7 protein-coding genes are annotated in these 12606 nt (G+C 43.1%); all 7 read right to left on the minus strand.

Annotation, left to right across the window (positions count from 1 at the left end; genetic code table 11):
• Nucleotides 1-16: 16 nt before the first annotated feature.
• The 7 genes from FHG64_RS05095 to FHG64_RS05125 all read right to left on the minus strand — a co-directional run bounded on the left by FHG64_RS05095 (nucleotide 17) and on the right by FHG64_RS05125 (nucleotide 11918).
• Nucleotides 17-655 carry a response regulator gene (locus FHG64_RS05095; protein WP_139065410.1) on the minus strand — a complete coding sequence of 213 codons (639 nt, stop codon included), beginning with the start codon at nucleotides 653-655 and terminating at the stop codon, nucleotides 17-19.
• A gap of 21 nt (nucleotides 656-676) precedes the next feature.
• On the minus strand, nucleotides 677-3763 hold the full coding sequence (locus FHG64_RS05100; RefSeq protein WP_139065411.1) for a ligand-binding sensor domain-containing protein: 3087 nt from the start codon (nucleotides 3761-3763) through the stop codon (nucleotides 677-679).
• Between the two features lie 305 nt (nucleotides 3764-4068).
• Nucleotides 4069-5520, minus strand: coding sequence for an exonuclease domain-containing protein (locus FHG64_RS05105; protein ID WP_139065412.1), 1452 nt, complete (start codon nucleotides 5518-5520; stop codon nucleotides 4069-4071).
• Between the two features lie 86 nt (nucleotides 5521-5606).
• Nucleotides 5607-8198, minus strand: coding sequence for a M14 family metallopeptidase (locus tag FHG64_RS05110; RefSeq protein ID WP_139065413.1), 2592 nt, complete (start codon nucleotides 8196-8198; stop codon nucleotides 5607-5609).
• 169 nt (nucleotides 8199-8367) lie between these two features.
• A complete protein-coding gene (gene otsB, locus FHG64_RS05115) occupies nucleotides 8368-9174 on the minus strand; it encodes a trehalose-phosphatase (protein ID WP_139065414.1) in 807 nt (268 codons plus the stop codon).
• Between the two features lie 215 nt (nucleotides 9175-9389).
• Complete coding sequence (locus FHG64_RS05120; RefSeq protein WP_139065415.1) at nucleotides 9390-11183, minus strand: acyl-CoA dehydrogenase family protein; 1794 nt, start codon at nucleotides 11181-11183, stop codon at nucleotides 9390-9392.
• Between the two features lie 66 nt (nucleotides 11184-11249).
• Nucleotides 11250-11918: a transglutaminase-like domain-containing protein gene (locus FHG64_RS05125; protein ID WP_218937557.1), complete on the minus strand. Its 669-nt coding sequence runs from the start codon at nucleotides 11916-11918 to the stop codon at nucleotides 11250-11252.
• Nucleotides 11919-12606: the final 688 nt, after the last annotated feature.

The raw sequence follows: 12606 nt of genomic DNA on the forward strand, positions 1-12606 counted from the left end.
AAAGCCGCCATATACCTTAGAATTTTATGCGACCTGAAAGGATCTTTGCGATGGCTTCCTTCCCGCAGTTCACATGCAATTTATTATAGATATTGCGCAGGTGAGACCTTGTGGTATCATAAGCAATATTAAGTTCTGCTGCGATCATTTTAATACTATAACCCTTTACCAGCAATTTCAACACCTCCCTTTCCCTCTCGGTTAATCCGAATTTATCACCGGACTCTCTGGGGTCTCCCTGGAAAAAGTGCAATACTTTTCTTGCAATTGCGGGAGACAGGGGTACTCCACCTTTACGTACCTCCTCAATTGAATCAAAAAGATGCATAGGAGAAGTAGATTTTAATATATAACCATCTGCACCCGCGCAAAGGCTTTTAAATAATTTATCATCATCTTCAAATTGGGTGTACATAATAATAGAAATGCCGGGGTCTACCCCTTTAATAACAGGAAGGGCAGAGATCCCATCCATACCGGGCATATCTATATCAAGAAGTACCACCTCCGGCCTGTCTTTTTCGATCAATTTCTTTGCATCCAATACATTTTCATACATTCCGGTGATCTCATAATCATTATTATACTGGAAGAGAGACTTAAGTAAGTTTCTAAGCTTCTCATTATCTTCAAATATTACAAGTTTAACAGCCATACTTAAAAGTTTAAGTTTTACCTATGAAGAGATAGAAAAGGACCGGCGATCAAAAGGAACGTGCAGGAGGACATGAGTTCCTTTATTATGTTGAGACTCGAGTGAGATCCTGCCTTTCCATTTATTCACCCGCTCCCGGATATTTTTAAGCCCATTCCTGGAACTTTCCTGCGTGGTATCAAACCCACACCCATCATCCTTAAATTCCATTACAAAATGATCATTTTCTATAGCAATCCTGATATATATCCTGGTTGCCCTTGCGTGTTTTTTTATATTATTCAGCAATTCTTTAAATACCAGGAAGAGTTCCCGCCGCTTCTGCATAGACATCCTTTTTTTCCTGAATTTACCTTTTACCTCAATTTGAAAATCATACTGGCCATCTAGAGTCTCGCCTGCATATCTTCGCATTTTTGCCACGATCTCCTCAAGGCTTTCATCTTTCATTTTAATATTCCATACAATCTCGTCCAATGCTCTGGCAGATGCTTCCACCTCTTCCTCTATTTTCTGCAAATACATGGCTTCCGGCTTATCTACTCCCAGTTTTCTTCTGGATATTGCAGAAAGCACTTGTATATTGGTGAGCCTGGCGCCAAGGTCGTCATGAAGATCGGCAGAGATGTTGTTCTTAACACGCTGAACCCGGAGTAATTGATAAACCCTGTATTTATGCAACCCATAAATAAAAGCCATTAATAAAACTCCAACAAGGAGTAAAAACCACCATTGTTTCCAAAACGGTACAGCTATGGAAATAATTAAAGAGGTAAGAGGTGCCCTGGATCCCGCTTTATTTGCGACCCTAACCCTAAAGATATAGTCGGCAGAGGGCAGGTTGGTATATGCTGTATAATTACGATCCATAGCATCTACCCAATCCTCGTCGTATCCTTCCAGCATATATTGATAGAGGGTATTATCGGCTGATAGGTAATCGAGTACCGTATAATTAAAGGAGAGGGAGTTTTGATTGTATGGTAAGCTAAGCCTGGTCAAATAGGTGATGACGGTATCAGTACTTACCGGTTTGTTACCAACCATCGCCCCGGTTAGGACCACGGGAAGTTCATTGCGGTCACTGGAGATCTTTGACGGATTGAAATAGGTGAGCCCGCTTATGCCTCCAAAATAGAGATTCCCGTTTTGGTCCCGGTGGTATGCGCCTGTATTGAATTCATTGCTTTGCAAACCATCGGTTACCGTGAAGTGCTGGAGCTGTCTTATTTCGGGACCCAGACTGGTTGTATAATAATCTAATTTAAACAAGCCTCTGTTACTACTTACCCAAACCCTCCCTTTTTGTCCGGGTAAAATACCGTAGATCATATTATTATGTAAAAAATTGGAATCATCCAGCAGCTGTGTCCTCCCTGTCTCCAAATGGATCAATAGGATTCCCCGTCCCGCGGTTCCTGCCCATAACCACCCATCTTCATAAAAAAAACTCTTAATACCTGTTTCCCCGCGAAGGGTTTCCTCTATTAACGGATGGTTTACCCGGTTAAATTTCTCCCCTAGAATGTCCAATAGATAAATACCTTCTTCTTCATATCCAAGAACAAGGGTCTTTTCATCGAGCTGCATCAAAGCCTGCAGGTTTGCGGCCTTTAGCTTCCTGTTCCCTTGTGACGGAAGCAAATATTGCTTTTGCATCCCCAGCTCCTTATCTATAAGCAACAGGCCTCCACTCCTGGTAGCTACCCACATTTGACCCCTCCCGGCGGGAATAAGGACCCATTGGGTATTGCACTCTATCCTTGCTCCAGCTTCCACAGCATCTGTAGTAAACCATTTTTTGATATTCCCGGTTAAGGAATCCAGGATAATCAAGCCATTTCCCTGTGTCCCTATCCAAAGGTCGCCTTCACCATCAACCTGTAAAGATACCACCCTGTCATAATTGCTTATCCCGGGTTTATAGGGAGAAAGGTGCAGTGTAGCAAAATCCTGAAGTTTAGGATCAAAGGAGGTCAAACCCTGTCCAGATGTTCCCAGCCAAATACGTCCTGTGGCTGTGGTTGTTATCGCCCGTATTTGCTCAATACTTATATTCTCTTTTACTTCCCTGGCAGTAATGGTCCTGAGGGTATTAAACTGCTCATCAAAATAGCTTACCCCTCCCCCGTCTGTTCCTATCCAGATACCGCCCCTGCTATCTTCTTTAACAGATAAGACATCCTGAAAGTTTATGGATTTTGGATCCTGCCTATTGGGCATAAGATTCTTAATGACACGGGCAGCTGTATTAATAACAAAAAGACCTTTCCCATAGGTTCCTACCCATATCCTGTTCCTGCCATCTGCATATATAGTTTCTACCACAAGATCCTCAGGAAGTTCCCCGGCCTCATAGCCGGTAAATTTCTGAAAGTTTTGATCTTCGGGACCTCTTCGATAGATCCCATTGCCGAGACTGCCCAACCAGAGAGTTTTGTCTGCTGTTTCAGTTATAACATTTGAATTGATCCCCTTAAGAAAGTGATTGGCCTGGTCACCCTTAAAACCGGTTAAGCCATTAGGGGTTAATATCCAAATATTCTTGTTGCTATCCTCGTAGATAGCCCGAATCCTGCTATGTAGTAGCTTTTTTCCTTTTGCTGCTTCAGGACTATAATGTTCCAGACTATTATTTTTATTTATTAGAATAGCCCCATCCTGGAGAGTTCCAATCCACATTCGTCCTGATTTGTCATTATAAAGATATGTAGCGGCAGGAATGTTATGATGGACATAGCCGGGTAAACTTAGCGGAGTAAATTTATGGGTGTAAAGGTCCAGTTTGGCGACCTTTCCACCTCGTTTGATCATCCATAACTTTCCGGGAGTGGCCAGAAGTTTTCCAAGTTGGGCATTATCCGGGGTGGTTATATCATCAAATGCCACCGGAAATACAAGAAAATTCTTTCCATCATATCTATTGAGCCCTTCCTGGGTGGCAAACCACATGAATCCTGAGGGATCCTCGGCAATATCTATTACAGAATTCTGGGAGAGACCTTCATTTATTGTAATATTTTTAAACACAAAATTTTCCTGCTGTGGAATAGATAAAAAACTATTGAACAGAAGATAAAATAATATAAGGCCCCTACGATTTCCCATTCAAAATTCTCACCGGGAGGACCGTATTAAATTATACATTTAATTTGGAAAAAGTAAAAAAGAAGCAAAAATAAAAAAGTTAAATAATTAAATATCAGTCAATTATTTTCACAACTTCTATAAATAGTTATATTTTATTAAGAAAGCACCAGCATTTTATTCCACGTGTAAGCTCAAAAATTTGTGAAGGAAAGATGTTTCAAGATTAATCACCACTTTATTAAAAGTTAACTGCCGTTATAAGTTTCAGGCAGGTAGGGGTGGTGTGAAGATTTTTTTTAAGATAGGAAACCTAAGGCACCTTATTATTGCAGGGCAAACAACCCATCTGTCCAGTTACCGGAAACCTTTTTAAGGGAAGAACTGGCTGCCGGTTGTTCGAGAATTACGATATTCTTATGGGCACCGTTGCGTAAATAGCTGCTCAGGATCTTATTTGTATGATAGGTAGCTTCTTTTATTCTCAGGAAAGGGTCAAGGTCTTCAACAGTAGCAATTGATACATCTGTATCTATAAAGCCGTAACCCATATAACGGCCCTCTTTTATATAAACAAATGCTTCCTCCTTAAAATGCCGTCCTTTTTCCCTTATTATATATGTTGAATTCTCCTCCCCAAGGGATGCAATGGCCGCAAGTACTTTTTTATTATATGAAGATATAGATTCTTTTCCTTCACAAACACCTTCACAATTTTGTATGCTGTAATGGGAGCATACCTCCACATTGCTTTGCAGGGTACAAAAGCGGGGGCAAAGATTAAAATCTTCACACAACTGCTCCAGCTTTTCAGCAGCACGAAGCCGGTTATAAAATGTACCTACAGAATTATTTAAGGTCCTGGTAGTTCCCAGGGCAAGCTGGATAACCCCCTTTTGGTTGGTGTAACTAATGATCTGGTAAACCGTTCCCGGCCGCTTTTGGGCACGATTAAATTTTGGATAATGCTTCTTAATTTTTTCAGCCTCCAGCAAAAGGGCGATAAGTTCATTCCCTGTGGTTTCATAATCAATATGATAGGTTTCCTGCCCCAACTTATATTCTTTTGTCCCTTTATCGTAAAAATGGGAAATCACCCTTTTTTTAATATTTATAGCCTTTCCCGCATAGATCACCTTGTGCTTATTATCCTTAAAGAGATAGATCCCGGGATCATCTGGCAAGTCAAATATTTGTTCTGCTTCAAGATGCGGCGGCAAGGTAGCCTCTCTGGATCGTGCATGCAAAAACGACCTCATCACTTCAAAATTCGTATCCAGGCCAAGCAGTCTTTGAAACAGGATCACTGTGGCATCTGTATCCCCTTCTGCCCTGTGCCGTGAAGTTATTGGAATATTGATGGAATCGCACAGGCGTCCCAGGCTATAGGAGAATAGCCCCGGGATGAGCTTACGCGAGAGGCGAACCGTACACAATTTCCTGCGGGTAAATTCAAATCCCAGTTCCCTGAACTCATTGCGCAGCACGTTATAATCGAAATTGACATTATGAGCAACGAAGATCGCATCGCGGGTCATTAGCTCAATATCCTTTGCAACTTCATGAAACCTTGGGGCATTTGCAACAAGAGCATTGTCAATTCCTGTAAGTGCAGTGATATATGAAGGGATAGGCTTTTCGGGATTTATGAGACTGGTATACTTGTCCAGCACTTTATTCCCCTTAAGCAGCACGATGCAAATTTCTGTAAGCCTGTTCCCGCTCATCCCACCTCCCGTGGTTTCTACATCTACAACTGCAAATAATTGATCCTTCATGTATTTTGTGCTGAAGAAACAAAAGTATGAATTATTTTTATTTATTTGGATAATTTCCTAATAAGTGGATTTTATCCAATGCACTCTTAATTTGCAATATTAGGGACCTTAATAATTTGACCAAAAAACAGGGCATTAAAAAATAATTTATTGGTGCCATACCAGGTGCCCCTAAAATTGGGATTATCTATAAAAGAGATCACCCTTCCCCTGCCTGCCTTGCTGACCAAAGTAGAAGCTGTGCCGGGTATCTTCTCCAGGTTTTCACGGGAAACATACCCGCTAACTAATGGGTTCTCCTTATATACAGCTACTGTACTATATGGATTTTTAGAAGGTTTCAACAGCGTATTATTGTTCTTGTAAACGATAAGCTCCCTTTCTTTATATCCGAATCCAAGCGGATGGGTGATATCAAGGTCCACCCTATACATCGAACCTCCTATGATCTTTGCTCCTTCAGTAGCTTCGGCAGTTTCGAAATCCCGGCGTACAGTTGTTTCGCCATTAGTTGCGGTATCTTTTTTCACCTCAAGTTCTTCAGCAATGATCTTATTATTAATCGCCCAGGTCACAGCCGATTTTTGGAGAATAAGCGTGTTTCCTTTTTCCACCCAGGCTTTGATGTTTTGCACATCCTCCTCATCCAGCAGGTTATAATTTCCCTGTACCATGATCAATTCGTTATACCTGTCCAGATCCAGGCGGCTGAAGTCCAGAATATCCACCTTCGTCAAAGGCATCTTCAGTTTACTGTCCAGCATGTGCCAAATCTCTCCCGCCTCATACTGCGAGGTTCCCTTTCCTATAATAAGTAGTGGTTGTGGCTTCTCCAAAGCTTCAAAGGACCGGCTGCCAAGATCAACCCCGGTAGTACTAAATCCCCCTGTAACAGCTTCTACAGGCACCCTGTTTTCTACTGCAACCTCCCTCATAATTTGATATAACTCCTCAGGAGATAATTCCTGGATCGCTACCGGCACCATAATACTTCCATAGCTAAATTCCTTCTCCCCATTCACGGTCTTAATACTAAATGGTTTATATGCGACACGCGTGAGTATTCCTTTTTGCTGAAGTTTATATAGTACCGCAGGGGCGTTATAATCTTCCCAGCTAAAAATATAAGCGTAATTGCTTTTTTCTACGGAAAGATCTCCAGGCTCCATAAATGTGCTATCTATCCTGGAGCCGCGGTTAAATGTCCTCACCTGACTTTTATTGAGGGTAGCTGAAGGTAATCCATAGGCATGCACCATTGACCAGGCTGAAGTATCGTAAAAGAGACTATCCTGAAATTGAGTAACTGTATCAAATATTGAAGCCACCATCCTGAACTGTGGCTGACTTCCAGGGACAAAATATGACCTGCCGGCCTCAAATCTCCTGTTTCCGGCTATTAGGTCCCGGTTGTTTTCATAAACCTCTATTTTATGGCGCAGGAGCAAGTCCATAAATGCCCTGATCCTGTTGGAGTCACCTGCATCTCCAAAAATATATCCCCGTGAAGGATGATCCTCAGCCTGGGTGATAGCCGATTCAAAAAATTCCTTCTGGTGACGAAGGAAAACCTCCCTGTTCTCTACCGCCGCTTTTACTGTGGCAAGGCTATTTACTAAATGATTTCGAATTGTAAAGGCAAAGGAGAGATCGCCATGAATACTCTCCTGCAAGTGCCCTCTTGAACTTGCCTGTTCAAAAACCAGCCCCAGCCCACCCTGGATATCGGGATATGTAGATCCATATCCCGGGTAGGAATTATCAAATACCTCCTTTGTAAAATACAGGGAACCTATTTCATCCATCGCACCGGCAAAATATGGTGCCAGCAGGTTATTGAGCCCTTCATAATTACTGCGGGGAATGATCGGATTTTCAGAACCAAACGGTTTGGTAGGTTCAAAAAAGTATGTACTGTTCGTACCCATCTCATGGAAATCGGTTACCACATTTGGGTACCAGCGGTGATAAAAATCTATCCTGGCCTTGCTCTCAACGTGCACCAGGGGCAGCCAGTCGCGGTTTAGGTCAAACCAATAGTGGTTAACCCTGCCGCTGGGCCATACTTCATTGTGCTCCCTGTCATTGGCATCTGCCACAGGAGGGAAACTGCGATGCATATTTGCCCAATTTGTATGCCTGTCACGGCCGTCGGGATTTAGCACCGGCTCTACAAAGATAACTGCCTCTTCCAGGTACCGCAAAACTTCGAGATCATTGGAAGCAGTAAGATAATAGGCAGTAAGCATTGCGGCCTCACTGCTGGAGGGCTCGTTGCCGTGCACATTATATCCCAGCTGAATGATCACCGGCATCCCGTCCAGAGAAGGTAAAGAAGGTTCCTGCTTTATGAGCTGCAGGTGTTCCTGGCGTATGGTTTCCAGGTTATTATAATTTTGTTCACTTGTAATTGTAGCTACGATCATAGACCGTTGCTCATAGGTTTTTCCAATTTCCTGTATATGAACCCTGTTTGATACCCTTGCCAATTCTTCAAAATAAGCTACCAGCCTGTCGTGACGGGTATGGAACTCACCAACTTCATAACCTAAAAATTCCTGCGGACTTGGTATTTCCTCACTTAAGGATTTATTACCGGGAAAGAAATATTCCTGCTGTGCTGCGGCAGGAAAAATTATGATCATTAAAAAAACCAGGGGGAGAAAAAACTGTTTCATATTTATAAATTCTAAGAACTTCAAATGTAAGGCTCAGCAACTAAAATAGAATAGCAGTATTAGATTTTTATTCCCCTGAAAATAGAATTTAAGAAGCAGGTGGCGATGTCCATGATTCTGGAGCCCGTTTTATAAAAACCTGAAGTACAGGAAGAAATTGGATTAAGTTTTAAACTTTTAGTTTGAGAATTTCCCTGAAAAGCTCCTTCACCTCTTCCAGGTCCTGCACCCCATAATCGGCATAAGTGTTTTGGGAGTGTTCGCCTACAAGAATTCCAAGATTGTTCTTAACATATTTGAAAGCATCTTCATCTGTCACGTCATCGCCTACATAAATGGAAAAATCTTCGGGGCCAGCTCCAAGCTGAGATTTCAGAAACTCCACAGCTTTACCTTTATGCCAGTCTATGGAGGGTTTTATCTCAATTACTTTCTTTCCCTCGGCTTTGGAGAGCTCTGGGTATTCACTGACGGTTTTCAGCACCAGGTCGTGCACCTCCTGCTCGTGTTCTTTGGCTACCTGACGGTAATGCACGGCAAGGGTAAATTTTTTCCGTTCAAAATCCACTCCCTGGATATGCTTCAATTCCTCCTTAAGCATAGGTTCAATTTTTTCAAAAACAGGCAATACCTTCTCTGCCTCTTCATGATCTTTGGAAAATCCATTTGGCCCTGAGATCTCATAGCCGTGGCTGCCGGCATAGTATATATTATCGATTCCTGCCTTTTTGCTCACGTCGGCAAGTCCACGCCCGCTTACCACAGCCAGGGAAAATTTCTTTGCCAGTTTTTCTACCAGCCCTTTCATTTCACTTGAGATCGCGGCATCGGCATGGTGCTCCACAATAGGTGCCAGGGTGCCATCAAAATCAAGGAAAATAAGTGGCTTATGACGCTTTATGTTCTCTGATATTTCTTCAAAATTTTTTATAGCAGAGGGCAGTTCTGCAGGAGTTCGTTCTTTCTTAATATTCATGCTCTTTTTTTTCAGGCCACTTAAAATACAGATTTAATTTGAGCTTTGAAAAAATTTGGGATTGCTTTGATATTTTGCATAAAGATTACACGGATTTTGACGGATTACACTGAGATTAATCATTAGGCTTAAGCCCTCAAATTAACCAAGCCCTATTCAACCAATTTCAATCCGTACTAACAAATTAACCAACCCTGAATTAACAATTTACCAATTTAAACATACTTCCCTTCTTCAATCATCATCTGCGCAATTTTCCTGCGGGCATCTTTAATATTGAACTGTACTGGCATCGTCAAACTTTCCAGCCAACTTAACAGCTGGGAACGTTCCTCGCCATCTGCAAACCCAAAGATAGCCTCCTGCCCTGCCTGCCTTATCTTTTCAACCGACTCATATATAAACACATTGGCTATATCTTTATTTTTGTGCGGCGCAGAATCTTGCCCCTCACTCTTCAGGTTCGCTATTTTTGTAATTACTGCCTCCAAAAGATACACCTGCATCACCATATCTGAAACATGCATAAGCACCTCCTGTTCTTCCTTCAGCTTTTTCCCCAGCTTTTGCGTTGCTGCTTCAAGAATAAGCAGGTTGGCGTTTTTAAGTTCTTGCAGGATTACTAATGATTCCTTTGGTCCCCTGGCGGGCTTTTCACTATCAGTTTCACCAGTAGTAAGATCTGCCTTTATTTTCCTACCCCTTTCCAATAACTTCAGCTCTCCCGTGTTCGCCTTCTTCAGCAACATATCAACAATCAGCATCCTGTTTATCTCATTGGTGCCTTCATAGATGCGGGTGATTCGGGCATTTCGATATAACCTGGCCATGGGAGCGTCTTCAGAAAAGCCCATTCCGCCAAAGATCTGTACCCCCTCATCTACCACCAGGGCCAGGCTTTCAGATCCATAAACCTTAATTACAGCACACTCAATTCCGTAGGCCGATACTGCCGCGACCTCAGCCTTTTCTGCTGAAAGGCCGCCTGCTTCAAGGGCATTTATCTTATCATCTATATACTTTCCGGTGAGGTAAGTAGCTGCCTCCAGGGCAAAAATACGCACCGCCATTTGTGCCAGCTTATGCTGGATCGCACCAAAATTGCTTATGGATGTTCCAAACTGCTTTCGCTCCTTTGCATAGGCCACAGCCAGGTCAAAGGCAGTTTTGGAGGTGCCAATGGCCCCTGCACCCAGTTTTATGCGTCCGCCATTAAGCACATTGAGAGCGATCTTAAATCCCTCTTCCCTTTCTCCCAACATATTCTCAAGTGGCACCCGTACATTATTGAAAAATACCTGCCGCGTGGAGGAGCCTTTAATTCCCATTTTACGCTCCTCTTCGCCCAGGCTTATTCCGCCAAACTCTTTTTCCACAATAAATGCTGAAAGGTTCCTGTCATCCTCCACTTTCGCAAAGACAATAAACACATCTGCAAAACCGGAATTGGTGATCCACATTTTTTGTCCGTTAAGCACATAAGCAGCCCCTTCTTCCACCGGAGTGGCCCTGGTCTTTCCGGAGTTGGCATCAGATCCTGCATCGGGCTCAGTAAGGCAATAGCAGCTTTTCCACTCCCCGCTCACCAGTTTAGGCAGGTACTTTTGCTTCTGGGCATGTTTACCGTAAAAAAGTATGGGGGCGATGCCTATGCTGGTTTGCACCCCGAAAGTGGGTGAAAATTCCGATACCCGCCCAACTTCCTCTGTTACCCGCAGGATTGTAGTGAAAGAAACCGGGAGTCCGCCAAATTCTTCAGCGATCCCAAGACCTAAAAGCCCCAGTTCCCCCGCTTTTTCCAACAGGGCAACAGAGCGGCTATGCTCCTTCTGGTGCTCCATTTCTTCCGCATGCGGCTGTACCTCCCGCTGTATGAATTCTTTCACACTGCCAAGGATCATTTTTTCTTCTTCTGAAAATTGGGCCGGTAGATGATTGCCTGTTCCAGCCGTACGCACTAAAAACGCGCCGCCGGTTCTTTGCTCCTGGTTTTTCTGAATTGTTTTCATAACTGGTGGGTTAGCCTCCCGAATTCCCTTCGGAAGTATGGTTGTTTATATAAAATTCCTGCTCTTTTAAAGTTCTATAAGCCGTCCCTCACCAATCTCTTCCCTGAGGTGCGGATAATGACGCTGAAGTTCGCTCATAAAGAATTCATAGGGGATATCCTCAAACCGGCCATAATCGTGCAGGTATTCCATGAACTTCCCGCCCCGCCGGTCGAATTCCTGGAAGATCACATCTTTGTGTGCATTAAACTCCAGTGGAGCTACGCCCAGCCTTTCACAAAGCTCTTTATTAAATACCGGGGTCATTTTGATCCACCGCCCGCCGATATACACCTCTGCAAAGCCATGAAAAACCAGCACATTTGTTTGCAAAACCTCCTCCAGCCTGGCAGTGCCAATATGATTGCGCACATTGGCAAAACCCATTCGCGCAGGTACCCCAATCACCCGTGCAGCCGCGGCAAAGAGACCGCTTTTTTCCACGCAATACCCATATTCCCTGCCGGTGAGATGGCTGGCCCTCATCGCTTCCCGTGAAAAATCCAGCCTGTAAGGATCATATCTAAACCCATCTCTCACAGCATAATATAAAGCTTCCAGTTTCTCCACATCGCCGATAAACCCACTTGTATGTTTCTCCACAAACTCCTGTACCGCAGGATGGCCGGAGTCGAGGAATTCGGTGGGTTTAAGAAAGGGGTCTAATGAGGCGTTTTTCATGTTAGGGCTAAGCATTGTTTTGTTATTGAATAGAAAGCAATACTTCTGTAATTTACATAATTTTTATATTATTAAATAAGCCTTTTTTTGTGATGAGTGATGGAATAAAGCAGTTGCCTGGTGATAGAAAATTTTTCACGCAAAGGCCGCAAAGTGAAACCGCAAAGCACGGAGAGAAAAAATCCTTTGCGCTCTCTGCGTAATTTGGTGATTTGGAATTTGGTGCTTGGGTTTTGTTGTTTTAGCTGCCTGTTGATGGAAAATTTTTCACGCAAAGTCCACAAAGTAAAACCGCAAAGCACGCAGCGAATAAACCCTTTGCGCCCTTTGCGTAAACCTTAGCGCACTTTGCGTGAAATGGATATTACCATTATATCATAAGTAAAATTCTCCTCCATAGACCCCCAACCCCCTAAAGGGGGCAAAATCTTCCTATTTCTCCACTTAAATCTTTGCAGGATCAAAAGTCCCCTTCAGGGGATTTAGGGGTCCTTCGGAAGAAAAATAATCTCGTAATAGAACCTCCCCGAAAAACTCCCCGAAACTCCGTCCCTCACTCCGTTTCCTCCGGGTTAAGTCAGTCATTTAAGAAAAAACATTCGTGCATTCGTGGCTAAAAAAAGAATCAAGAGTCAAGAGCCAGGAATCAAGACAGAGAGAAAAAAGACAAGTCTAAATTGAATATTCCCCCGTCCAGACTTCC

The sequence above is a fragment of the Antarcticibacterium flavum genome (genome assembly GCF_006159205.1).
In the GTDB taxonomy this organism is placed as follows: domain Bacteria; phylum Bacteroidota; class Bacteroidia; order Flavobacteriales; family Flavobacteriaceae; genus Gillisia; species Gillisia flava.